We start from the raw sequence: 23,257 nt of genomic DNA on the forward strand, positions 1-23,257 counted from the left end.
CCGGCCGGATCAGTTGTCGAGGAAGCTCCGCAGCTTCCGGCTCCGGCTCGGATGCTTCAGCTTGCGCAGGGCCTTCGCCTCGATCTGGCGGATGCGCTCGCGGGTCACCGAGAACTGCTGGCCGACCTCTTCGAGGGTGTGGTCGGTGTTCATGCCGATGCCGAAGCGCATGCGCAGCACGCGCTCTTCACGGGGCGTCAACGAGGCCAGAACACGCGTCGTCGTCTCGCGAAGATTCGACTGGATCGCCGCATCGATCGGCAGGACGACATTCTTGTCCTCGATGAAGTCGCCGAGATGCGAATCCTCCTCGTCGCCGATGGGCGTCTCGAGCGAGATCGGCTCCTTCGCGATCTTCAAAACCTTTCGCACCTTCTCCAGAGGCATGGCCAGCTTCTCGGCCAATTCCTCGGGCGTAGGCTCACGGCCGATCTCGTGCAGCATCTGGCGAGACGTACGAACGATCTTGTTGATCGTCTCGATCATGTGGACCGGGATGCGGATGGTCCGCGCCTGATCGGCGATCGAGCGGGTGATCGCCTGCCGGATCCACCACGTGGCGTAGGTCGAGAACTTGTAGCCGCGGCGGTACTCGAACTTGTCCACCGCCTTCATCAGGCCGATATTGCCTTCCTGGATCAGGTCCAGGAACTGCAGGCCACGGTTGGTGTACTTCTTGGCGATCGAGATCACGAGGCGGAGGTTGGCCTCGATCATCTCTTTCTTGGCCTGACGGGCTTCGCGCTCGCCCTTCTGGACCATGTTGACGATCTTGCGGTACTCGCCGATCTGCAGGCCTGTCTCGGAGGCGAGCGTCAGGATCTGCTCGCGCAGGTCCGCGACCTGCCGGCCGCCCTTCTCGACAAAGTTCTTCCAGCCCTTACCGCCGAGGGTGCCGACACGCTCCATCCAGTTCGGGTCGAGCTCCCAGCCCTGGTAGTGGCGCAGAAACTCATCACGGGCGACGCCGTGGTTCTCGGCGGCGCGCATCAGGCGGCCTTCGTGCGAAATCAGGCGCTTGTTGATGTCGTAGAGCTGCTCGACCAGCGCCTCGATGCGGTTGGAGTTGAGCGACAGAGACTTCACGTCGGTGACGACGACGTCCTTGAGCTCGGACTGCTTCTTCTCCTGGGCCGGCGTCGAGTTCTCGCCGGAGACCTGGCGGTCGTTCGACTCGTTCTGGAGCTTGCGCAACTTGCGGTAATTGCCGGCGATGGCGTCGAAGGTCTCGAGCACGCGCGGCTTGATTTCCGCTTCCATCGCGGCGAGCGAGACGTTGTTCTCAAGATCGTCCTCGTCGTCGCCCTCGGGCGGCTGCGGCCCCTCGGGCTCGGCCTCCTCGGTTTCCTCTGCGCCCTCGGCGGCCACCTGCGGCGCGGTCTTGGCGTCGGGGCCGGCATAGGTGGCTTCGAGGTCGATGATGTCGCGCAGCAGAACCTTGCCGTCGATCAGCTCGTCGCGCCAGATGATGATGGCCTGGAAGGTCAGCGGGCTCTCGCAGAGGCCCGCGATCATCGCCTCGCGGCCAGCCTCGATGCGCTTGGCGATCGCGATCTCGCCCTCGCGGGACAGCAGCTCCACCGAGCCCATCTCGCGCAGATACATCCGCACGGGATCATCCGTGCGATCGGTCGGCTCCTTGGTGGTGGTGGCCGCGACGGCGACGGCGCGCGCCGGGGCGACCTCCGCGACCTCGCCACCCTCCGAAGCTTCCTCCTCCTCGGCGGCTTCGCCGTTGGGCTTTTTCTCGACGGCGGCCTCTTCGGTCTCCTCGCTCTCGATGACGCGGATGCCCATGTCGTCGAGCTGCGCCAGCACGTCCTCGATCTGATCGCCGTCGACCTGCCCGTCGGGCAGGACTTCGTTGATCTCGTCGTGGGTGACGTAGCCACGCTTCTTCGCGAGCTTGACCATACGCTTCACGGCGGCATCGGTCAGATCGAGAAGAGGGCCGTCCGTCTGTTGCTCCTGAGCGACGTCGGTCTCGTCCCGCTCGGTTGCCTTCGTTGCCATGCTCAGCCTATGTTTTCGTGGCAGCCGCACCGGACGCGATCGGACGCGTTCCCCGGTATTGGCCGCAATACGGATGCCGGTCGTCACCGGCAGATTGCAGTCGGTCTACGCGTCCCAGCTTGACCGACCGTTAACCATGCGCAGCGATGTTCCGCGCGTCACAGTGTCGAATTTTCATCCGTTTCCGGATCCTCCGCCTCGGCATCGGCGCTCGCGATGACCGCCAGACGCTCCTTGACGTCGCATAGCCAAGCAAAATTGGCCTCGGATGGGTCGTCGACAAGGGCACGTTCTGCTTGGCGAAGTTCGCTATTTAGCGTTCCAGCCTTGCGGTGCAAGATCACGGCTTGGCGGAGAGTCGTTTCCAGTCGTGCGGCATCGACATGCGGATCGAGCGCCCAGCGGTCTCCGGGCCTGACCAGCGCTGCCAAGCGCGCCGCCGCATCCGTGAGGCCGGCCCGCTCCAGGCGCGACGCCATGATCTCGGAATCCGACGCTGTGTCATCGGCGGCGCGGTCGAGAAGAGCGCCGCGCAGGAGTTGTGCGTCCGGGTTGTCGAGCTCCAGTTCCGAGAGCGCTTCCTCCTCGATTCCGAGGAGTTCGGGATGCACGAGCAGGCTTGAGACGATCATCGCCTCGCGCTCGCGGAAGGCGCTGCCCTGAGGCGGAGGCGTAGCGCTGGAGAGTAGCGGGCTAAACTTGAAATCGATGCGCGGCGAGGGCGGCGGGTCGCCCGGACGCGGCCGCCGGCGGAACGCCTCGCCGCTGCCGGACCGGCCGGCCTGGCCGCCCTGTCGGTAGTTTCCGCGCTCTCCACGCGCGCTTCCCCCGCCACCCGAGAGCCCGCGCAGCCGGTCCTCAATGTCGTCGCGGTAGAAGCGGCGAACGGTCTCGTCGCGGATGCCGGAGACGGCTTCGCGCAGGGTCCGCGCCATGCCGGCGCGGCGCTCGGGGGTGTCGATCGGCCCAGCTTCGCTCTCGCGGGCCCACAGCATCTCGACCAGCGGCCGTGCGCCTTCCAGCACCGCGTCGATTGCGCCAGCGCCGCCCGAGCGCAGCAGGTCGTCGGGGTCCTGGCCCTGCGGCAGCATGGCGAAGCGCAGCGACTTACCCGGCTCCAGCATCGGTAGCGCCACATCGAGCGCCCGGAACGCCGCCTTCTGGCCCGCCTTATCCCCATCGAAGCATAGGATCGGCTCGTCGCCGTGGCGCCAGAGCAGAGCGAGCTGATCTTCCGTCAGCGCCGTACCGAGGGGCGCCACGGTCTCGGGATGACCGGCGAGCGTCATCGCGATGACGTCGACATAGCCCTCGACGGCAATGATCGTGCCGCGATCATGCGCGGCCTTGCGCGCCGCATTCAGGTTGTAGAGCATCCGCCCCTTGTGGAAGAGCGGCGTCTCCGGCGAGTTCAGGTATTTGGCCTTGGCGTCCGCCTGCATGGCGCGGCCGCCGAAGGCGACGACCCGGCCACGGATGTCGGTGATCGGAAAGATCACCCGATCGCGAAACTTGTCGAAGGGGACGGCTTGGCTCTCGCTCGTGGCCAACAGGCCGAGCTCGAGCATCAGGTCCTTGTCGACGCCCTTGCCCGCGAGGTGATCGCGCAGAGCGTAGCGCTCGCTCGTCGCGTAGCCGAGGCGGAACTGCCGACGCACACCCTCCCCCAGCGCGCGCCGGTCGAGATACTCGCGGGCCGCGCCGCCCCTCTGGCTCTTGAGCTGAGCCTCGAAATAGGCGGCGGCGAGTTCCATCACCTCCAGCGCGCCCTTGCGCTGCTCTTCGGCCCGCTCGGTCTCCGCCGAAGGCTTCGGCAGCACCACGCCGGCCTCGCTCGCCAGCCGCTCCACCGCCTCGGGGAAGCTGAGCCCCTCCGTCTCCATCAGGAACTTGAAGACGTCGCCGTGCTTGCCGGAGGAGAAGCAGTGGTAGAACTGCTTCTGGTCGTTCACGTAGAAGGACGGCGTCTTTTCCGCATTGAACGGCGACAGCCCGCGCCATTCGCGGCCGGCCTTTTTCAGCCGGACCCGCCGGCCGACGATGTCCGAGGCGGGCAGCCGCGCACGGATTTCTTCGAGGATGTGGGGCGGGTATCGCAACGGAGTCCGGTGGCGGATCTTTTCGGGGTGTCGGGACCGGCGATGATACCGCATCGACCCGGCCCGAGTCTCAGCCCTCTCGTCGGCCCGGAGCAAAGCCGCCCGCACAGCGTTGGCCGGGCGATGCCCGACGCGATCCATCCACAGTCTCTCCACAGGCGCGCACTGCTCGGCTGGGGAGTGCTGGCCTTGGGTCTCCGCCCTTTACGCGCCGAGACACTTGCAGCGGATGCCGGCCTCGCGGAGGTGCTGGCGCCGGGCGCGCGGGTCGAAACACTCTACGAAGGGGGCCGCTGGTGCGAGGGGCCGGTCTGGGTCGCGCGGCTCGGCGGCCTCGTCTTCAGCGACGTGCGCAGCGACCGGATGCTGTTGCTCGCCGAGGGCGGCACGCGGGTGTTCCGCGAGCCATCCGCCAACGCCAACGGCAACACCCTCGACCGCCAGGGCCGGCTGATCACCTGCGAGCACCGGAATCATCGGGTGGTCCGGGAAGAACCGGACGGCCGCCTCACCGTGCTCGCCAACAGCTTCGAAGGCCGGCCGCTGAACTCGCCGAACGATGTCGTCGTGACGCGGGATGGTGCGATCTGGTTCACCGATCCGACCTACGGCATCGATAACCGGAAGGAAGGCACCCTGCGGCGTTCCGAGCAGCGAGGTCGCTTCGTGTTCCGGCTCGATCCGGGCGGCCGCCTCGACGCGGTCGCCGACGGGTTCATGCAGCCGAACGGCCTCGCCTTTTCACCCGACGAGCGGATGCTCTACGTCAGCGAGTCGAGCGGCAACCAGAACCCCGGCGGCAGGAGCGAGATCCGCGCCTTCGACGTCGGCGAGGGCGGTCGCCTCAATCGCGAGCGGGTCTTCGCAACGATCACCAACGGCGTGCCGGACGGGCTCAAGACGGACGAGCAGGGCCGCGTCTTCGCCGGGATCGGCGACGGAGCGCAGGTCTGGCGGCCGGACGGCGCGGTGCTCGGAACCATCCCGACGCCCGGCCCGTGCGCCAACATCGCCTTCGGCGGTCCCGACGGCCGCCGACTGTTCCTGTGCGCCGGTTCGCGCGTCCTCGCCGTGACCCTGGAGGTCCGCGGCGCGGGATTCGACTGAAGTCCGTGCAGGCCGTTGGAGCGGCGCCGGCCTCACCGACGCCGAAGATCGAAAACATTCATCGGATCGCCGCAGGGCGGGCACCGATGGGATTGCGGGAACCCGTCGCACGTTTTGTTAAGTTGAGACTGCAACCGTCGCAGCCTTGTCTCCCGGACGCCTGCCATGACCGACAACCGCCGGCTGGAGCCACGCAAGAACGCCTTCCGCTTCGGATCGCTGCAAATCGAAGGCCAAGCGGGGAAGCGCGACTGCCTCGTCTGGGACGAATCCGAGCGCGGCGCCATGATCGAAGTTTCCACCGAGGAGCCGGTCCCGGACCGGTTCACCCTGACCATCGGCGAACACCGCCGCCCCCGCACCTGCACCGTCATGCGCCGCGACGGCCGGCGGTTGGGGGTCGAGTTCGCGTAGGACCCGCGCGAAGCGGCCTCGCGATCACGTCCCGGCGAGGGCCTCCTTCACCAGCCCGCTGGCCTTCGAAAAGTCCATCTGGCCGGCATACTTGCCCTTCAGCACGGCGATGACCTTGCCCATGTCCTTCGGGCCGGCGGCGGCGGTCTCGGCGATGGCGTCCGCGATGGCGGCGCGGGTCTCGGCCTCGTCCATCTGCTGCGGCAGGAAGGTCGCGATGATCGCGACTTCGGCGCGCTCGCCTTCGGCAAGTTCCGGCCGGCCGCCCTGGTCGTAGACGCCGGCGGCTTCGGTACGCTGCTTGATCATCTTCTGCAGCAGCGAGAGGATCTCGGCCTCGTCGATCTGGCCGGTGCCGTTGCCCGAGACGCGCGCCTCGATGTCCTTGTCCTTCAGCGCGGCCTGGATCATCCGGACGGTCGAGAGCTTCTGCTTTTCGCCGGCCTTCATGGCCGCTTTCATCTCGGCGGTGAGGCGCTCGCGCAGCATGGTCGGTTCCTGTCGGCTCGTTGGGCGAAACGGCGGTGCCTATACGCTTCGTAGACCCGCCGCCAGCATCTCAAGCCGCCGGCAGGTTCCGAGCGGCCCGCCGAAGCGCCTCGTTCATCCGCGACTGCCAGCCCGGCCCGCTCGCCTTGAAGCGCTCCAGCACGTCCCGGTCGAGGCGTAGGGAGACGAGCTGCTTCGTCGGCGCCTTCTGCGCCCCGCGCGTCTTGCGGAGCTTTTCAGCGAATTCGGGGAAGACCTCGGCGAAGGGACGCGCGGCCTTGAAGTCTTCTTCGGTCCATTCGGGGTTGTCGGACACCTCGTCCCAGTCCTCCTGCGTATAGGCCGGATTGGGAATGTAGCCGGGAGTGTGTCTAGGAGCGTTCATGCAGACGGATCTCCGACGGACTGGCGCGGCGGAAGCTGACGATCGACAGGGCCTCCGAACCGAGGGGCGAAACGATCGCAGCCGTGACGAGGCGGCCCCGGAAGAGACCGATGAGCTTGAAGCGGCTTCGCCCCGTGCGACTCGCGCGTGTTTCGTGAACGGTACAGCCATCGAGGTCGAAACCATCCTCGAACTCCGCGAAGTCGAGGCCGTGCTTGGCTTGGTTCGCCAGGCGCTTCGGCTCGTCCCAGACGATGTACATGCCCATCGATACGATCGGCACGGCCCCAGATCAAGCAGATCGTAGCTACGCGTCACGATGTGCACCGGCTCCCGTCCCACCACGTTGCCCACACGCGACCGGATCGCTATGTGCAGCGCAACCGCTCGCCGCATGAATCCGCCCTGAGGGCGCCGGAATGCGGCCGACAGCCATCCGGATCCGATCGATGCTGCACGACGCCGCCGCTCCCGCGCGCCCCGCACCCGAGCCCTGGAGCGAGCCTCTCGCCACCGCGCTTCTCGTGCTCGCCGACGGCACCGTGCTCGAAGGCTTCGGAATCGGACGCGAGGGGGTCGCCGACGGCGAGGTCTGCTTCAACACGGCGATGACGGGCTACCAGGAGATCCTGACCGACCCGTCCTATGCCGGCCAGATCGTCACCTTCACCTTCCCGCATATCGGCAATACCGGCACCAACGACGAGGACCTGGAGAGCCTGGAAGCGGCTCCCGCCTCCGGCGTGCGTGGCGCGGTCATCGCCTCGGCCGTCACCCGGCCGTCGAGCTGGCGCTCGTCCTCCCATCTCGACGCTTGGCTGAAGGCGCGCGGCATCACCGGCATCACCGGCATCGACACCCGGGCGCTGACCGCACTGATCCGCGACCACGGCATGCCGAACGCCGTCATCGCCAACGATCCGTCCGGGCAGTTCGACCGTGAGGCCCTGAAGGCGCGGGCTGCGGCCCTCGCGCCGATGGAAGGTCTCGACCTCGTGCCGCCGGTGACGAGCCGCGAGCGCTCGACCTGGAGCGAGACCACCTGGGCGGTAAAGAGCGGCTACGGCACCCGCGCTGCGGCCGACGGTTCTTTCCGGGTCGTGGCGATCGATTACGGCGTGAAGCGCAACATCCTGCGCCTCCTGGCGCAGGCCGGCTGCGACGTCACCGTGGTACCGGCCACGACCAGCGCCGAGGAGATCCTGGCACTGAAGCCCGACGGCGTGTTTCTCTCGAACGGTCCCGGCGATCCGGCTGCAACGGGAGCCTACGCCGTTCCGGTGATCCGCTCGCTGTTGGAGCAGCGCGTGCCGACCTTCGGCATCTGCCTCGGCCATCAGCTGATGGGCCTCGCGCTCGGCGGCCGCACCGTGAAGATGGGCCAGGGCCATCACGGTGCCAACCATCCGGTGAAGGACCATACCACCGGCAAGGTCGAGATCGTCTCGATGAACCACGGCTTCGCGGTCGACCCGAAAAGCCTGCCGGACACCGCCGTCGAGACCCACGTCTCGCTCTTCGACGGCTCGAATTGCGGCCTGTCGCTCACCGATCGCCCGGCCTTTTCGGTCCAGCACCACCCAGAGGCCTCGCCCGGTCCGAGGGACAGTCACTACCTGTTCGAGCGCTTCGTGACGCTGATGCGCGAGAACAGGCCGGAAACCGTCCAGAAGGGATAGTGGCCGATCGGCCACGCGAGCTTCGTGTGGTCCGTGAGGCTTGCCGAAAGCACGATCCCGGCACGGTCCCGTCACAAAAAACCCCAGCTTCCCCGGCACCCAGACCCCATCGAAAGCCGGAACGCGATCCTTCGCGGAATCGCCGATCGGCCACACAGAATCGATGGGGATTCCCGGATGACCTTCGACGACGCGCGCGACGACTTTTCGCGGCTGCATCGCCAGTTCACCCTGCATCTCGGCGTCGGCGTCGGCCTCGCCTGGATGACAGCGCTCTACGCGGCGGTCCATGCGCCCTGGGTCCGCAACATCCGCGCCTTGATCGATCCCGGCGCAGGCTCCGCGCGGGTCGAGAGCACCCTGTCCTACCTGTTCGTGATGCCGGCGGTGCTGACCCTCGCCTGGCTCTCGGTCTATTTCGGCCGCGAGATGATGCGCCGCTTCCAGACCCTGCCGAATCAAGCCCACGAATTCGCTGCGGCGGCGCTCGTCGCCTTCGGCGTGTTCTATCTTTCGATCGATCGCGCCATCGCAGCGCTGTACGCCGCTTTCTGACTCCGTCGATCCCGTGAGGTCCGGGCCGAGAAATCGGCCCGGATTTCTGCTGTCCGGATGTGGCTTCGCGAAGCCTACTTGCCTTCCGCCTTGGCCCAAAGCGGCTCGAAGCGCTGCTTGGCCATCTTGTTCTGGTCGAGGCCCTTGGCCTTCTCGAGGTTATCGAGATTTGCGCCGACGGCGACCAGCGCCACCATGCCCATGATGTAGTGCGGCGAGCACTTGAAGCCGTAGACGCCCTCCTTGTCGAAGGTGATCGTCTCGTCCTTGCCCAGCGCGCCCTTCACGGGGGCCACGCCTTCCGGCGCCATGTTCTTGATGGTCTCGACGTTGTGCCCCTTGTCCGTCGCGACGAACTTCACCGAGTCGCCGGGCGCGATCTTCACGAAGGGCGGCTCGAAGACCATCATCCCGGCCGGACCGTTGTTCAGCATCTTGATCGTCACTTCGGCCGCCTGCGTCGATGCACAGGTCGCCGCGATCAGCGCCGCGGCGAGAAGCGCTCTTGAGGGCGTCATGGCTTTCTCCATAATAATTCTGAAGCATTCCGGCAGTATCTGCCGGCAATTTTGATTTATGTGCTTCGCGAGATTTGATCAAATGGCGGAGCAAATTCGATAAATGGAATAATTATACTTCAAACTGGAGCCATGCGGCCGGCGCCGGACCGGGCCGATCGCCACCCTTCCAAACCCTTGCGGCTGCGTGTAAACGCCGGGTCTGACGATCATTCCCGCGCCAGCCGGCCTCGACCCTCGCCGACCCGTCGGCGGCGCGCGAGGGCGGATGCGCGCGGCTGAAGACCAGTACGCAAGCCAAGGCGCCCGATGCCGAAACGCACCGACATCTCCTCGATCCTCATCATCGGTGCCGGGCCCATCATCATCGGGCAGGCCTGCGAGTTCGACTATTCCGGCACCCAGGCCTGCAAGGCGCTCCGCGAGGAGGGCTACCGGATCGTGCTGGTGAACTCGAACCCGGCGACGATCATGACCGACCCGGACATGGCCGACGCCACCTATGTCGAGCCGATCACGCCGGAGATCGTCGCCAAGATCATCGAGAAGGAGCGCCCCGACGCCCTTCTGCCGACCATGGGCGGCCAGACCGCGCTGAACTGCGCGCTCTCGCTCAAGAAGATGGGCGTGCTCGAGAAGTTCGGCGTCCAGATGATCGGCGCCACGGCGGAAGCCATCGACAAGGCCGAGGACCGCAACCTGTTTCGCGAGGCCATGGCCAAGATCGGCCTGGAGACACCGAGATCGGCGCTGGCCAACGCCTCGGCCGCCAAGAAGGCCGACCGCGACCGCTACCTCGCCGAGATCGCCCGCATCGAGGCCGCCAACGGCGAAGGCCCCGCGCGCGCAACCGCTCTGGCCGAGTTCGAGCGGCAGTGGAATGGCGGCGAGAGCGACCGGCGCCGGCGCTACATCGAGCACGCGCTCGGCCAGGGGCTGATCGCCCTCGCCGAGATCGGCCTGCCGGCGATCATCCGGCCGTCCTTCACCATGGGCGGCACCGGCGGCGGCATCGCCTACAATCGCGAGGAATTCCTCGACATCGTCGAGCGCGGCGTCGACGCCTCGCCGACCAATGAGGTGCTGATCGAGGAGAGCGTGCTCGGCTGGAAGGAGTACGAGATGGAGGTCGTCCGCGACAAGGCGGACAACTGCATCATCATCTGCTCCATCGAGAACATCGATCCGATGGGCGTCCATACCGGCGATTCCATCACGGTCGCCCCGGCCCTGACGCTGACGGACAAAGAATATCAGGTGATGCGCGACGCATCGCTCGCAGTGCTCCGCGAGATCGGCGTCGAGACCGGCGGCTCGAACGTGCAGTTCGCCATCGACCCGGCCACTGGCCGGATGATCGTCATCGAGATGAATCCGCGCGTCTCGCGCTCCTCGGCGCTGGCGTCCAAGGCCACCGGCTTCCCCATCGCCAAGGTCGCGGCGAAGCTCGCCGTCGGCTATACCCTCGACGAGATCGCCAACGACATCACCGGCGGCGCGACCCCGGCCTCGTTCGAGCCGACGATCGACTACGTCGTCACGAAAATTCCCCGGTTTGCGTTCGAAAAATTCCCCGGCGCCGAGCCGACGCTGACCACCGCGATGAAGTCGGTGGGCGAGGCTATGGCCATCGGCCGCTGCTTCGCGGAATCGCTCCAGAAGGCCCTGCGCTCGCTGGAGACCGGCCTGACCGGCCTCGACGAGATCGAGATCGAGGGCCTCGGCAAGGGCGACGACCACAACGCGATCAAGGCCGCGATCGGCACGCCGACGCCGGACCGGCTGCTCAAGGTCGCCCAGGCCCTGCGCCTCGGCGTCAGCCACGAGGAGGTCCACGCCTCCTGCAAGATTGATCCGTGGTTCCTGGAGCAGCTTCAGGCGATCCTCGACCTCGAATACCGGGTGAAGGCCCACGGCCTGCCGACGACGCCGGCGGCGTTCCGCCAGCTCAAGGCGGCCGGTTTTTCGGATTCGCGCCTGGCCGTGCTCACAGGGACGGAAGAGACTGCGGTGCGCGCCAAGCGCCGCACGCTCGGTGTTCGTCCGGTCTTCAAGCGCATCGACACCTGCGCCGCCGAGTTCAAGGCGCCGACCGCCTACATGTACTCGACCTACGTCGCTCCCTTCGCGGGCACGGTCGTGGACGAGTCGCGGCCCACGGACGCGAAGAAGATCATCATCCTCGGTGGCGGCCCGAACCGGATCGGTCAGGGCATCGAGTTCGACTATTGCTGCTGCCACGCCTGTTACGCGCTGTCGGAGGCCGGCTACGAGACCATCATGGTCAACTGCAACCCGGAGACAGTCTCGACCGACTACGACACCTCGGACCGGCTCTATTTCGAGCCGCTGACCGAAGAGGACGTGCTCGAGATCATCGAGACCGAGCGGCAGGCCGGCACGCTGCACGGCGTCATCGTCCAGTTCGGCGGCCAGACCCCGCTGAAGCTCGCCCGCGCCTTGGAGGCCAATGGCGTGCCGATCCTCGGCACTTCGCCCGACGCCATCGACCTCGCCGAGGACCGCGACCAGTTCAAGCGGCTGCTCGACAAGCTCGGCATGAAGCAGCCTAAGAACGGCATCGCCTATTCCGTCGAGCAGAGCCGCCTGATCGCCTCCGAACTCGGCTTGCCATTCGTGGTGCGCCCGAGCTACGTGCTCGGCGGCCGCGCCATGGCGATCATCCGCGACGAGGCGCAGTTCGCGGACTACCTCCTCGGCACGCTGCCGAGCCTGATCCCGTCGGACATCAAGCAGCGCTATCCGAACGACAAGACCGGCCAGATCAACACGGTGCTCGGCCGCAATCCGCTGCTGTTCGACCGCTACCTCTCGGACGCGGTCGAGGTCGACGTCGACGCGGTCTGCGACGGCGAGGAGGTCTACGTCGCCGGCATCATGGAGCACATCGAGGAGGCGGGCATCCACTCGGGCGATTCCGCCTGCTCGCTGCCGCCGCGCTCGCTCTCGCCCGAGATCCTGGCCGAGCTTGAGCGCCAGACGAAGGCGATGGCGCTGGCCCTCAAGGTCGGCGGCCTGATGAACGTGCAATACGCGATCAAGGACGGCGCGATCTACGTGCTGGAGGTGAACCCGCGCGCCTCCCGCACCGTGCCGTTCGTGGCCAAGGTCATCGGCGAGCCGATCGCCAAGATCGCCGCGCGGATCATGGCCGGCGAACGCCTGCCCTCGTTCGGGCTGAAGCCCAAGAAACTCGATCACATTGCGGTCAAGGAAGCGGTGTTTCCGTTCGCGCGCTTCCCCGGCGTCGACGTGCTGCTCGGACCGGAAATGCGCTCGACCGGCGAGGTCATCGGCCTCGACGCCGGCTTCGGCGTCGCCTTCGCGAAGAGCCAGCTCGGCTCCGGCACTACGGTGCCGCGCTCGGGCAACGTCTTCGTCTCGGTGCGCGACGACGACAAGGCGCGCATCCTGGAGACGGTGCGGGCGCTGCACGGCCTCGGCTTCGGCGTGATCGCCACGGGGGGCACGCAGCGCTACCTCGTCGAGAACGGCATCCCGGCCGAGCGGACCAACAAGGTGCTGGAGGGCCGCCCGCACATCGTCGACGCCATCAAGAACGGCGACATCCAGCTCGTCTTCAACACCACGGAGGGCGCAGGAGCCCTCTCCGACAGCCGCTCGCTCCGCCGCACGGCCCTCTTGCATAAAGTGCCGTACTACACCACTCTTGCCGGAGCGATGGCGGCGGCCGAGGGAATTAAAGCCTATCTCGAAGGCGATTTCCAGGTGCGCGCCTTGCAGGATTACTTCGCGGCGTAGAGCCGCGTCGGCATGACGGTCCATTGAAGTTCGGCCGCGTGGGCGGTCCGGATGTTTTTGGTGTTTGGCCCGGAGGGAGCAGCCGCTCCCGGCCGGGCCTCTTCAATTGCGGCGTGAGACGATGGCGATAGACAAGGTTCCGATCACGGTACGTGGCTTCGCAGCCATGGAAGAGGAGCTGAAGCATCGCCAGCAGGTGGAGCGTCCGCGGATCGTCGCGGCGATCTCCGAGGCGCGCGCCCACGGCGATCTCTCCGAGAACGCCGAGTACCATGCCGCCAAGGAAGCGCAGTCCCACAACGAGGGTCGCGTGCTCGAACTCGAGAGCATGATCGCCCGCGCCGAGATCATCGACGTATCGAAGCTCTCGGGCGACCGGATCAAGTTCGGCGCCACCGTGAAGCTGATCGACGACGATACCGAGGAAGAGAAGACCTATCAGATCGTCGGCGAGCCCGAGGCCGACGTGCATGCCGGCCGCGTCTCGATCACCTCGCCGATCGCCCGCGCGCTGATCGGCAAGGGCGCCGGCGACACCGTCGAGGTCACGACGCCGAGCGGCGGAAAGTCCTACGAGGTCGTCGCGGTCAAGTACGGCGCCTGAAGTGGGACGGAACGCGACCGCCATCGGAGCCGTCGGCCGGATCGTCGCCGCGGCGATCGTCTGTCTGACGCTCGGTCAAGCGGCATCCGTACGGGCGGCGCCCGGCTTCGGCCGGTTCGCATCCGTGCGGGTCGACGTGCGGCCGATGCTGGCGCTCGGCGGTGGGGCGCAGGCCGAGGCGCTTCGGGCGGATCTGACGGCCTCGCTCCGGCAGACCTTCGCCGACCGCATCGGCGGCCGCGGTCCGAGCCTCGTCGTGGTGGTGCGCAGTCTCTCGCTGAACCCTTATGCCGGCAGCCAGGGCGGGGGCGGCCGTGGCAGCCTCGGCGGCGGCGGATCGAACGACTACCTCGACGGCGAGGCGCTCCTCGTCGCCGCGAACGGGCAGGTTCTCGCCCGGCATCCGCAACTGTCGGTGCTGCCGGCGAGCTCGGGCGGGGCCTGGTACGATCCCGCCTCCGAGCGCCGCCGCATCGCCGCCATCGCCGAGCAATATGCCCAGTGGCTCGTGCGCATGCTGCCGGTCGAGTGACCGGCTGGAGAGGCCGAGGGCGTATCCGGTGAGCATTCCCGAAGGCGACGATGCGTCGCCGATGCCCGACTTGTCGCATGTGCCGACCTGGATCGTCACCGACGGCAAGGCCGGCGACGAGAACCAGTGCATCGGCATCGCCGAGTGCCTGAAGCTACCCTACGAGCTCCGACGCATCACCTCGCGGCCTTTCGGCTGGACGGCCCCCTGGGGGCCGATCGATCCGCGTGACGCACCGGGCCGCAAGGGCGGTGCCCTCGCCGGTCCGTTGCCCGACATCGTGATCTCGTCCGGCCGGCGCGCGGTCCCTTACCTCCGCGCCCTGCGGCAGGCCTCGGGCAACCGCAGCTTCACGGCCTTCCTAAAGGATCCGCGCACCGGCCACGACTCCGCGGACTTCATCTGGGTGCCGGATTACGACGATCTGCGCGGGCCGAACGTCTTCACCACCCTGACCGCTCCGCATCAGGTCTCGCGGGCCCGGCTGGAGGCGGCGCGGGCAACGCCGGACCCGCGCCTCTCGGTCCTTTCGTGGCCGCGGATCGCGGTGCTCATCGGAGGCGACAGCCGCCACCTGCGCTACCGTCCGGCCGACATGAAGCGGCTGGTGAAGAACCTCGCCAACCTCGCCGACGGCGGCTCCTCGCTGATGCTCACCGTCTCGCGCCGGACGCCGGATGCCCTGCGCAAGGCCCTCGAAAAGCTCGTCGCCGACAAGGGCGGGTTCTTCTGGGACGGCAGCGGCACCAACCCCTACGTCGCGATGCTGGCGATCGCCGATCAGGTGGTGGTGACCTCGGATTCCGCCAACATGGTCGGAGAGGCGGCCAGCACCGGCGTTCCGCTTCTTCTGTTCGACCTGCCGAAGACCTACATCCGCCACAGGCGGATGTTCGCAGGGCTTGCCATGGCGGGCGCGCTGAAGACATTCGTCGGCCGCCTGGAGGGGCTGCAATACGCCCCGATCGATGCGACGCCCGAGATCGCGCTAGCGATGGCGAAGGCTTTTGCCGAGCATCAGAAGCGGCTGACGGCCGAATCGAGCCGAAGCTGAAGACGACGACCCGCGACATACCGGCCTGAAAGCCCGGGCAAGGAGACGGATGACATGGCCCATACGCACGCGAAGCTCGTGATCATCGGCTCCGGTCCGGCCGGCTACACGGCGGCGATCTATGCGGCGCGTGCGCTGGTCGAGCCGCTACTGATCTCGGGCTTCCAGCCCGGCGGGCAGCTGATGATCACGACGGATGTCGAAAATTATCCTGGCTTCGCCGACGTGATCCAGGGTCCCTGGCTGATGGAGCAGATGCGCCTCCAGGCCGAGCATGTCGGCACCAAGGTCGTCTCCGAATACATCACTGAGGTCGACCTGAAGAGCCGGCCGTTCCGTCTGGTGGCCGATTCGGGCGAGACCTATTCCTGCGATGCGCTGATCATCTCCACCGGCGCGCAGGCCAAGTGGCTCGGCATCCCCTCCGAGGCCAGGTTCCAGGGCTTCGGCGTCTCGGCCTGCGCCACCTGCGACGGCTTCTTCTTCCGAGGCAAGGAGGTCACGGTGATCGGCGGCGGCAACACCGCCGTCGAGGAGGCGCTGTATCTGGCCAATCTCGCGAGCAAGGTCACCGTCGTCCATCGCCGCGGCGACTTCCGGGCCGAGCGCATCCTGCAGGAGCGCCTGTTCAAGCACCCGAACGTCGAGGTGATCTGGCATCACGCCGTCGAGGAAATCTGCGGCAGGACCGATCCGGCGCCCGCCGTCACGCATCTGCGCCTCAAGGATACCCGCACCGGGGCGATCCGCGAGCACGTCACCGAGGGCATCTTCGTGGCGATCGGCCATCAGCCGGCGACCAAGGTCTTCGAGGGGCAGCTGCCGATGCGCCATGGCGGCTATCTCAACGTGCGGCCCGGCTCCACCGCAACGGACATCCCCGGCGTGTTCGCTGCGGGCGACGTCACGGACGACGTCTATCGTCAGGCGGTGACCGCGGCGGGCATGGGCTGCATGGCCGCCCTGGAGGCAGAAAAGTATCTCGCGGCCCTCGAAGTCGGCGAAAATCCAACCCAAGCCGCTGCGGAATAATCCCTGGTTGCAGGTCATCGAATGTTAAGATGTTGACACGCGGCCTTTCGCAACCAATTCGCAATCCTGGCAGGCTAACCTGTGCGATGTCGGCAGAAGCTGGCAGCGCGGGATTCCGTCTGGCGGCGGCACGATCGATCCAGTCGGTCGTGTTCCGGTCGCGAGGAATCGGGGGCTAGCCGGAAGACGCCTGGGGCGAGGAACCGCCCGGCCAACGAGCCGGGCGGGAGGCGTCTCGGTATGCGTACGGGAGGCACGGCCGTGGACTGGGACAAGATCCGCATATTCCTCAACGTCGCGGAGGCCGGCAGTTTCACGCGGGCCGGCGACGATATCGGTCTCAGCCAGTCGGCGGTGAGCCGCCAGATCAGTGCGCTGGAGCGGGAGCTGAAGGCACCGCTGTTCCACCGCCACGCCCGCGGCCTCATCCTCACCGAGCAGGGCGACCTCCTGTTCCGCGCCGCGCGGGACATGAAGTTGCGGCTCGAGAACACGCAGGCCCGCCTCGTCGAGACCAGCGAGCGTCCCTCGGGCGACCTCCGCGTGACGACGACGGTCGGACTCGGGACCTCGTGGCTGGCCCAGCGCGTCTCGGAATTCCTCGACCTCTACCCAGAGGTCCGCATCGAGCTGATCCTCACCAACGAGGAGCTCGATCTCGCCATGCGCGAGGCCGACATCGCCATCCGGATGCGGCGGCCGGCGCAGCCGGACCTGATCCAGCGCCGCCTGTTCACGGTGCATTACCACGCCTTCGCCAGCCCGGATTACATCAAGCGCTTCGGCGAACCGAAATCCCTCGACGACCTCGACGAGCACCGTCTGATCTCGTTCGGCGGCAACGAGCCGTCCTACCTGCTCGCGACGCACTACCTCGCCAGCATCGGACGGGATGGCCGCGAGCGGCGCCCGATCAGTTTCACCGTCAACAACGTCGCGGCGCTGCATGAAGCCATGCGGGCCGGCGCCGGCATCGGGATCCTGCCGGACTACGCCATCGACGGGAACCAGACCCTTGTGCAGGTCCTGCGGGAGAGCGAGATGCCGAGCATGGAGAGTTATCTCGTCTATGCCGAGGAAATGCGTTCGGTCGCCCGCGTTCAGGCGTTTCGCGACTTTCTGGTCTCCAAGGCACAGCGCTGGGCATATTGAGACAGCGGAAGCTCGACAGGAAAGCCCCGGCGTGATCGGCTGACGGCAGTCAGAGGGGACTTTCCATGCGATTCTCGTTCGTGCTCGTCGGTCTGTCGGGCATGCTGGTGACGGGCTTGGCGGCACCATCGGCACGAGCGGATGGCTGCGAGGAAGCCTGGTACCAGCGCAACCTGATCTACAAGCAAGCCGGCTACTGCTTCCGGACACCGCGTGGCATCCGCGCCTTCGGCAATGCCGGCTGCTCCTACGACGCCGTCGAGGATGTGCCGCTCTCAGCGCGCCAGCGCACGACCGTGGGGGAGCTGAAGAGCTACGAGCGGGCCAACGGCTGTCCGCAATGAGCGGGTACCGTTGCGTTTCCGGCTGATACGCTCAGGCGATGGTCGGCGAAATGCTCGGCCGTCTTTGCGAGTGGAGAAAGCCGCGACGCGATCGGATGACCCGTATCGGGCTCGCGCCCGCGCTCAAGAATCCAGATCCCGCAGCGCCCGCCGCAGCACTTTGCCGACATTGGTCTTCGGCAGGCTCTCGTGGAAGACGATGCGGCGGGGGACCTTGTAGCCGGTGAGTTCCGAGCGCGCATGGGCTTTCAGGACTTCCGGCGCGACGGCCTCGCCCTTCATCACCACATGTGCCACGACAACCTCGCCGTCCTCGCAGCGGCTGCCGACCACGGCGCATTCGAGCACGGACGGGTGCTTGGCGAGCACGTCCTCGACCTCGTTCGGATAGACGTTGAAGCCGGAGACGAGGATCATGTCCTTCATCCGGTCGACGATGCGGACTGCGCCACTCGCAGCCATCGTCGCGACGTCGCCGGTGCGGAAGTAGCCGTCCTCCGTCATCGCGGCCCGCGTCTCGTCGGGACGTTTCCAGTAGCCGGCCATCACCTGCGGCCCACGCACGCAGAGCTCGCCGGGCTCGCCGTAGGGCACGTCCCGGCCGTCGGCGTCCCGGATCGTGATGTCCGTGGAGGAGACCGGATACCCGATCGTTCCCGACCATTCGTCGAGATCGACCGGGTTGATCGTGGCGACCGGCGAGGTCTCCGAGAGACCGTAGCCCTCGATCAGGACCCGGCCCGTGGCCGCCTTCCACTTGGCGGCGACGGCCGCCTGGACGGCCATTCCTCCGGCGATGTGGTAGCCATTCCCAGAAAAATCGATGGTGCCGAGTTTCGGGTGATTCACCAGCAGGTTGTAGAGCGTGTTGACCCCGGAAAGATGCGTGAAGCGGCTCGAAGCCAGCGTTTTCACGAAGCCGTCGACGTCGCGCGGATTGGCGATCAGCAGGCAGCAGCCGCCGATATCGAGGAAGAAGAAGAAGCAGGCCGTCAGCGCGAAGATGTGGTAAAGTGGCAACGCCGTCACCATCACCCGCTCCTGACCGTCTTCGCCGGATACGCGGAACCAGGTCCGGCATTGTTCGACGTTGGCCACGATGTTGCGGTGGGTCAGCATCGCCGCCTTGGCGATCCCCGTCGTGCCGCCGGTATATTGCAGAAAGGCGAGATCGTCGGGCCCAACCGCGATGCGGTGGCGCGGCAGCTTGCGGCCGGCGCGCAAGACGGCGTCGAAGCGCGTGACGATCCGCGGCGGAAGCGCGAACGGCGGCACGGCGCGCTTGATGTAGCGCGAGGCGATGTCGATCACCTTGCCCTTGAGCCCCAAGCAATCGCCCGGTCCCACGATGACCACTCGCTCGAGTTTCGGCAGCTTCGGCAGAGCCTCGGCGACGGTGTGGGCAAAGTTTTCCAGCACGAACAGGATGCGCGCGCCCGAATCGTCCAGCTGCCCGATGAGCTCACGCGGCGTGTAGAGGGGGTTGACGTTGACGGCGGTGCAGCCGGCCACGAGAACACCGAGCAGGGCAGCCGGATAGGCGGCGACGTTCGGCATCATCAGTGCCACACGGTCGCCCTTGGCCATGCCCAGGGCACCGAGCCATGACGAGACGCCGTCCGAGGCCGCGCCGAGCTCACCATAGCTGACGCTCTTGCCGAAGCTGATCAGGGCCGGACGGTCGGCATAGGCGGCGGTGCCGTGGTCGATCAGGTCGACGAGAGTTCCCAGGCGTTCGACGTCGATCTCGGCCGGAACGCCGGGCGGATAGGCGGACAACCACGGGCGCGCGCCGCTGCGGTCGCCGGCCACTGGATCGGCCATGGTGTTCTCCCTGCGTCGAGCCTTCTGCTGCGGCTCGTACGGCTACTTGGCTTAGCGGGATCGACCGGGACCGATCAACCCGCGGCCGATGCGGACCGATCCGCTCGCAGGGCGGAGATCAGTACATGCGGCAGGAAGGCGACGACGAGGCAGGCCGCGACCAGCGCCACGTCGCTGGAATCGAGGGGCCGGCGCGGCCAGGGTCCGAGCCCGATCGTGCGTGCGAATCCAAGCACGGCGAGCGCGTACCAGAGCGCGAGAAACCGCGAAAACAGGGTGCCGAGGCTTCGCCCGAAGCGGCGCAGCCGGGATGCCGGTTCGCGGGCGGGCTGTCCGGCGATGAGCACGCCGAGGCCCATGGCGAAGCCGAGTGCGGACGCGGCGACTGCCGCGCCGAAAGCGTAGGCCGCCATCATCGGTACCTGATTGAGGAAGGCCATGCCCCCGGTCATGAAGCCGCCGCGCAGGACCAGCCCGCCGAAGGTCGGGTGGAGGCTCAGGCCCAGAATGGCCGCGAGGCCGACCGCCGCGCCGAGGACACGGCGCAGGACCGCCGACGGCCCAGGCGCGACGGCGGCGGCGATCACCCGCACCAGAGCATAGACGATCGCGAAGGCGTAGAGCGGGTAATGGTCGAGGAAGAACCCGTAGAAGCGGGTCCCGACCTCGGCCGGCACCGGCGTGCTCTGGTCGAAGCCGGTCAGGAACGCGGCGATCAGCGCCGCGAGGGCGGCGGCTAGGGGTGCCGTCGCAACGAGAAGCGCCGAAGTGCTCACGCCTCGTATTTGTCGCGCACCAGCCGGTCGAGCAGGCGCACGCCCCAGCCGGCGCCCCAGCTGCGGTTGATCTCGCTGGCGGTCGAACTCATGCCGACGCCGGCGATGTCGAGATGCGCCCAGGGCGTCTCGCCGACATAGCGCTTGATGAAGGCCGCGGCGGTGGCTGCGCCGCCATGGCGGCCGCCGGTGTTCTTCATGTCAGCGAACTTGGAGTCGATCGCCTTGTCGAAGGCCGGGATCAGCGGCATCCGCCAGACCTTCTCGCCGGCCGTCTCGCCGGCAGCCGTGATTGCGGCGGCGAGGTCGTCGTCGTTCGAGAACAGGCCGGCGATCTCCTGGCCGAGCGCGACGATGATCGCGCCGGTGAGCGTGGCGAGATCGATGATGGCCTTGGGCTTGTAGGCCTGGTTCACGTGCCAGATCACGTCGGCGAGGACGAGGCGGCCTTCGGCGTCGGTGTTGATGATCTCGATGGTCTGGCCCGACATCGAGGTGACGATGTCCGAGGGACGGTAGGAATTGCCGTCGGGCATGTTCTCGACGATGCCGATGGCGCCGATGACGTTGACCTTGGCGCGGCGCGAGGCGAGCGCATGCAGGGTGCCGACGACCGCGGCCGAGCCGCCCATGTCGCCCTTCATATCCTCCATGCCGCCGGCCGACTTGATCGACACGCCGCCGGAATCGAACACCACGCCCTTGCCGACCAGCGCCAGCGGCGGCTCCGACTTGTCGTCTGCGCCGTTCCAGCGCATCACGGCGATGCGCGGCTCGCGGCCCGAGCCCTGCGCCACGGCGAGCAGCGCGCCCATGCCGAGTTCGCGCATCTTGGCGACGTCGAGGATCTCGACCTCGACGCCGAGCTTGGTCAGCTCGGAGGCGCGGCGGGCATACTCTTCGGGGAAGAGGACGTTCGGCGGTTCGTTGATGAGGTTGCGGGCTAGGATCACGCCCTCGGCCACCGAACGCGTCGCCTCGGCGGCCTTCTCGGCGGCGGCGGGATCGGCGCTCAGCACCGTGAGCTGCGTGGTACGGTCGTCCTCGGCCTCGGGCTTCTTCTTGGTCTTGTAGCGGTCGAAGCTGTAGCTGCGCAGGCGGGCGCCGAGGGTGAAGTCGGCGATGTCCTGGGCCGAGGCCTCGCTGCCGGGCCAGTCGACGACGACGCGGGCGGTGCGGCCGGAGACCTTGCCGGCCGTGAAGCCGCCGAGCGTCACGTAGTCGATCTTGGCGCGGTCCTTCTCGGAACCGAGCCCGATGACGACGAGTCGGTCGGCCTCGACGCCGGCGGGCGCCGGAAGGGTCAGAGCGCTCTGCGACTTGCCCTTGAAGCGCTCGCTGGCGGCTGCGCGCGTCACGAGGTCTGCCCCGGCCCGGCCGACGGCCTCGGAAGCCGCCGAAGAGAGCGCGAGATCGTCCCCGACGAACAAGACGAGATCACCGCTGCCCTTCGAGGACAGCGGCTGAAAGGCGATTCCGATACCATCCGCCATCGTTTAGCTTTCCAACCCTCTTAGCGACCGCGGCTCCATAGAACCGCTCCGTCTTCGCACCCGATCGGGGGGCGGCGTCCATGGCCCTGTGTACCCTCTGAGGCGCAGAACGCAACGCGATGGACGGGTGCCGTGAAACGGCCCAACTCGGGGTGTCTGAGCCGAGGGTTCCGGGTCGGCTCGGCACTTAGGTTACCCGCACTGGGAGCGGCTGGGCGCGACGGGCGATGACGCAGATCGAGCGTTACATATTCAGGATCGCGCTGGGCGCGTTCCTCGCCTGCCTGATCGGGCTCACCGGCACGATCTGGGTGACGCAGGCGCTCCGCGAGCTCGACCTCGTCACGGCCAAGGGCCAGACGCTTCTCGTCTTCCTGTTCATCACCGGCCTGTCGCTGCCGACGCTGATCACCGTGATCGCCCCGGTGGCCCTGTTCATCGCCGTGATCTACGCGCTGAACAGGCTGAACGGGGATTCCGAGCTGATCGTGATGTCGGCCGCCGGCATGGCGCCGCGGCGCATTCTCAAGCCGTTCTTCACCCTGGCGCTGGCGATCAGCCTGATGGTGGCGTTCCTGACCATCCAGGTGATGCCCTCCTCCTTCCAGGAGTTGCGCGACGTGCTCACCCGCGTGCGGGGCGATTTCGTCGCCAACGTCGTGAAGGAAGGCCAGTTCACCCAGCTCGACAGCGGCATCACCTTCCACTTCCGCGAGCGCGGACGGGACGGGTCGCTCAACGGCCTGTTCATCCAGGACAAGCGCGAGGCGGGAAAGACCGTGGTCTACCTCGCCGAGAAGGGCGTCGTGACCGACTACGACGGCGCTACCTACCTGACGCTCGAGAAGGGCAGCGTCCACCGACAGCAGAAGGATTCGCGCGATTCCTCCATCGTGACGTTCGAGCGCTACGCGGTCGACCTCGCCGCCTTCACGCCGCCGGACAGCGACACGATCTACAAGCCGCGCGAGCGCTCGACGACGCAGCTGCTCTTCCCTGACCGCAACGAGGGCTATTTCAAGCTTCAGAAGGGCCGCTTCCGCGCCGAGCTGCATGACCGGCTCTCGGCATGGCTCTACCCGATGGCCCTCGCCTTCATCGCCTTCGCCGCCCTCGGCGATCCGCGCACCACGCGCCAAGGCCGCGGGCTTGCGGTGGCGGGCGCGGTGCTCGGGGTCGTCGCCCTGCGCATCGCGGGCTTCGCGGCGTCGAGCGCGGCCGTGCGCAGCCAGGGCGCCGTGGTCGCCATCTACGCGGTGCCGCTGTTGGCCATCGGCCTGTCCAGCCTCCTGATCTTCTACGGTGCGCAGGTGCGAAACTTCAATGCAGGTCTCGGCCGCTTCGTGAAGGCACGGTTCTTCGGCCTCGCGCGCCGGCCGCGCCTCGGGACCGGCTGACCCCATC

General features: G+C 67.3%; 21 protein-coding genes. 12 read left to right on the plus strand and 9 right to left on the minus strand.

All coding sequences use genetic code 11. The features are described 5' to 3' along the window. Positions 1-9 precede the first annotated feature (9 nt). Together rpoD and dnaG are read right to left on the minus strand one after the other, a co-directional pair. Positions 10-2,013, minus strand: coding sequence for an RNA polymerase sigma factor RpoD (gene rpoD / locus MHA02_RS10140; protein WP_147078526.1), 2,004 nt, complete (start codon positions 2,011-2,013; stop codon positions 10-12). 158 nt (positions 2,014-2,171) lie between these two features. Then, the gene (gene dnaG / locus MHA02_RS10145) at positions 2,172-4,112 is read right to left on the minus strand and encodes a DNA primase (RefSeq protein WP_147078527.1); all 1,941 of its coding nucleotides are present in this window, start codon (positions 4,110-4,112) and stop codon (positions 2,172-2,174) included. Between the two features lie 123 nt (positions 4,113-4,235). Here dnaG and MHA02_RS10150 point away from each other — a divergent pair, with 123 nt between their 5' ends. Together MHA02_RS10150 and MHA02_RS10155 are read left to right on the plus strand one after the other, a co-directional pair. Further along, the gene (locus MHA02_RS10150) at positions 4,236-5,219 is read left to right on the plus strand and encodes an SMP-30/gluconolactonase/LRE family protein (RefSeq protein ID WP_147078528.1); all 984 of its coding nucleotides are present in this window, start codon (positions 4,236-4,238) and stop codon (positions 5,217-5,219) included. Positions 5,220-5,384: 165 nt separating this feature from the next. Further along, positions 5,385-5,633 carry a PilZ domain-containing protein gene (locus MHA02_RS10155; protein ID WP_147078529.1) on the plus strand — a complete coding sequence of 83 codons (249 nt, stop codon included), beginning with the start codon at positions 5,385-5,387 and terminating at the stop codon, positions 5,631-5,633. A 24-nt stretch (positions 5,634-5,657) separates the two neighbouring features. On the opposite strand, the gene MHA02_RS10160 is transcribed toward MHA02_RS10155, so the two are convergent. From MHA02_RS10160 to MHA02_RS10170, 3 genes are all read right to left on the minus strand, one after another. Then, positions 5,658-6,122: a GatB/YqeY domain-containing protein gene (locus MHA02_RS10160; RefSeq protein ID WP_147078530.1), complete on the minus strand. Its 465-nt coding sequence runs from the start codon at positions 6,120-6,122 to the stop codon at positions 5,658-5,660. Between the two features lie 70 nt (positions 6,123-6,192). Then, positions 6,193-6,507: a BrnA antitoxin family protein gene (locus MHA02_RS10165; protein WP_147078531.1), complete on the minus strand. Its 315-nt coding sequence runs from the start codon at positions 6,505-6,507 to the stop codon at positions 6,193-6,195. Continuing rightward, a complete protein-coding gene (locus tag MHA02_RS10170) occupies positions 6,494-6,790 on the minus strand; it encodes a BrnT family toxin (protein WP_306469029.1) in 297 nt (98 codons plus the stop codon). The genes MHA02_RS10165 and MHA02_RS10170 overlap by 14 nt, the downstream gene beginning before the upstream one ends. A 166-nt stretch (positions 6,791-6,956) precedes the next feature. Here MHA02_RS10170 and carA point away from each other — a divergent pair, with 166 nt between their 5' ends. Beyond that, a complete protein-coding gene (carA, locus tag MHA02_RS10175; protein ID WP_147078532.1) occupies positions 6,957-8,186 on the plus strand; it encodes a glutamine-hydrolyzing carbamoyl-phosphate synthase small subunit in 1,230 nt (409 codons plus the stop codon). 177 nt (positions 8,187-8,363) lie between these two features. After that, positions 8,364-8,741, plus strand: a complete 378-nt coding sequence (locus tag MHA02_RS10180; protein WP_147078533.1) for a hypothetical protein — start codon at positions 8,364-8,366, stop codon at positions 8,739-8,741. A gap of 74 nt (positions 8,742-8,815) precedes the next feature. On the opposite strand, the gene MHA02_RS10185 is transcribed toward MHA02_RS10180, so the two are convergent. Further along, positions 8,816-9,259, minus strand: a complete 444-nt coding sequence (locus tag MHA02_RS10185) for a pseudoazurin (RefSeq protein WP_147078534.1) — start codon at positions 9,257-9,259, stop codon at positions 8,816-8,818. 309 nt (positions 9,260-9,568) lie between these two features. Here MHA02_RS10185 and carB point away from each other — a divergent pair, with 309 nt between their 5' ends. The 7 genes from carB (at position 9,569) to MHA02_RS10220 (ending at position 17,760) form a co-directional block, all read left to right on the plus strand. Next, the gene (gene carB, locus MHA02_RS10190) at positions 9,569-13,042 is read left to right on the plus strand and encodes a carbamoyl-phosphate synthase large subunit (protein ID WP_147078535.1); all 3,474 of its coding nucleotides are present in this window, start codon (positions 9,569-9,571) and stop codon (positions 13,040-13,042) included. A gap of 127 nt (positions 13,043-13,169) precedes the next feature. Beyond that, positions 13,170-13,646, plus strand: a complete 477-nt coding sequence (greA, locus tag MHA02_RS10195; RefSeq protein ID WP_174804663.1) for a transcription elongation factor GreA — start codon at positions 13,170-13,172, stop codon at positions 13,644-13,646. Between the two features lie 64 nt (positions 13,647-13,710). Next, the gene (locus MHA02_RS10200; RefSeq protein WP_238180247.1) at positions 13,711-14,178 is read left to right on the plus strand and encodes a hypothetical protein; all 468 of its coding nucleotides are present in this window, start codon (positions 13,711-13,713) and stop codon (positions 14,176-14,178) included. A gap of 61 nt (positions 14,179-14,239) precedes the next feature. Then, entirely contained in the window at positions 14,240-15,232 is a 993-nt protein-coding gene (locus tag MHA02_RS10205) for a mitochondrial fission ELM1 family protein (protein ID WP_147078567.1), read from the plus strand. A 54-nt stretch (positions 15,233-15,286) separates the two neighbouring features. Then, the gene (gene trxB / locus MHA02_RS10210; protein WP_147078537.1) at positions 15,287-16,264 is read left to right on the plus strand and encodes a thioredoxin-disulfide reductase; all 978 of its coding nucleotides are present in this window, start codon (positions 15,287-15,289) and stop codon (positions 16,262-16,264) included. Between the two features lie 261 nt (positions 16,265-16,525). Beyond that, positions 16,526-17,416: a LysR family transcriptional regulator gene (locus MHA02_RS10215; RefSeq protein WP_147078568.1), complete on the plus strand. Its 891-nt coding sequence runs from the start codon at positions 16,526-16,528 to the stop codon at positions 17,414-17,416. Positions 17,417-17,481: 65 nt separating this feature from the next. Continuing rightward, positions 17,482-17,760, plus strand: coding sequence for a YARHG domain-containing protein (locus MHA02_RS10220; protein ID WP_147078538.1), 279 nt, complete (start codon positions 17,482-17,484; stop codon positions 17,758-17,760). Positions 17,761-17,883: 123 nt separating this feature from the next. Here MHA02_RS10220 and MHA02_RS10225 read toward each other — a convergent pair whose 3' ends face one another. The 3 genes from MHA02_RS10225 to MHA02_RS10235 form a co-directional block, all read right to left on the minus strand. Continuing rightward, complete coding sequence (locus MHA02_RS10225; protein ID WP_238180242.1) at positions 17,884-19,584, minus strand: AMP-binding protein; 1,701 nt, start codon at positions 19,582-19,584, stop codon at positions 17,884-17,886. A gap of 74 nt (positions 19,585-19,658) precedes the next feature. Beyond that, positions 19,659-20,360, minus strand: coding sequence for a hypothetical protein (locus MHA02_RS10230; protein WP_238180243.1), 702 nt, complete (start codon positions 20,358-20,360; stop codon positions 19,659-19,661). Then, a complete protein-coding gene (locus MHA02_RS10235) occupies positions 20,357-21,853 on the minus strand; it encodes a leucyl aminopeptidase (protein ID WP_147078540.1) in 1,497 nt (498 codons plus the stop codon). The genes MHA02_RS10230 and MHA02_RS10235 overlap by 4 nt, the downstream gene beginning before the upstream one ends. Positions 21,854-22,080: 227 nt before the next feature. Between MHA02_RS10235 and lptF the strand changes: the two genes are divergently transcribed. Next, positions 22,081-23,250: an LPS export ABC transporter permease LptF gene (lptF, locus tag MHA02_RS10240; RefSeq protein WP_147078541.1), complete on the plus strand. Its 1,170-nt coding sequence runs from the start codon at positions 22,081-22,083 to the stop codon at positions 23,248-23,250. Positions 23,251-23,257 lie beyond the last annotated feature (7 nt).

This window comes from Methylobacterium haplocladii (genome assembly GCF_007992175.1).
GTDB classification, from domain to species: domain Bacteria; phylum Pseudomonadota; class Alphaproteobacteria; order Rhizobiales; family Beijerinckiaceae; genus Methylobacterium; species Methylobacterium haplocladii.

Bases quoted from the DNA above. Each gene is read 5' to 3' on its own strand.
- rpoD (WP_147078526.1), bottom strand. From the start codon at position 2,013: ATGGCAACGAAGGCAACCGAGCGGGACGAGACCGACGTCGCTCAGGAG.
- MHA02_RS10150 (WP_147078528.1), top strand. From the start codon at position 4,236: ATGCCCGACGCGATCCATCCACAGTCTCTCCACAGGCGCGCACTGCTC.
- MHA02_RS10155 (WP_147078529.1), top strand. From the start codon at position 5,385: ATGACCGACAACCGCCGGCTGGAGCCACGCAAGAACGCCTTCCGCTTC.
- MHA02_RS10160 (WP_147078530.1), bottom strand. From the start codon at position 6,122: ATGCTGCGCGAGCGCCTCACCGCCGAGATGAAAGCGGCCATGAAGGCC.
- MHA02_RS10165 (WP_147078531.1), bottom strand. From the start codon at position 6,507: ATGAACGCTCCTAGACACACTCCCGGCTACATTCCCAATCCGGCCTAT.
- carA (WP_147078532.1), top strand. From the start codon at position 6,957: ATGCTGCACGACGCCGCCGCTCCCGCGCGCCCCGCACCCGAGCCCTGG.
- MHA02_RS10180 (WP_147078533.1), top strand. From the start codon at position 8,364: ATGACCTTCGACGACGCGCGCGACGACTTTTCGCGGCTGCATCGCCAG.
- MHA02_RS10185 (WP_147078534.1), bottom strand. From the start codon at position 9,259: ATGACGCCCTCAAGAGCGCTTCTCGCCGCGGCGCTGATCGCGGCGACC.
- carB (WP_147078535.1), top strand. From the start codon at position 9,569: ATGCCGAAACGCACCGACATCTCCTCGATCCTCATCATCGGTGCCGGG.
- MHA02_RS10205 (WP_147078567.1), top strand. From the start codon at position 14,240: ATGCCCGACTTGTCGCATGTGCCGACCTGGATCGTCACCGACGGCAAG.
- trxB (WP_147078537.1), top strand. From the start codon at position 15,287: ATGGCCCATACGCACGCGAAGCTCGTGATCATCGGCTCCGGTCCGGCC.
- MHA02_RS10220 (WP_147078538.1), top strand. From the start codon at position 17,482: ATGCGATTCTCGTTCGTGCTCGTCGGTCTGTCGGGCATGCTGGTGACG.
- MHA02_RS10225 (WP_238180242.1), bottom strand. From the start codon at position 19,584: ATGGCCGATCCAGTGGCCGGCGACCGCAGCGGCGCGCGCCCGTGGTTG.
- MHA02_RS10235 (WP_147078540.1), bottom strand. From the start codon at position 21,853: ATGGCGGATGGTATCGGAATCGCCTTTCAGCCGCTGTCCTCGAAGGGC.
- lptF (WP_147078541.1), top strand. From the start codon at position 22,081: ATGACGCAGATCGAGCGTTACATATTCAGGATCGCGCTGGGCGCGTTC.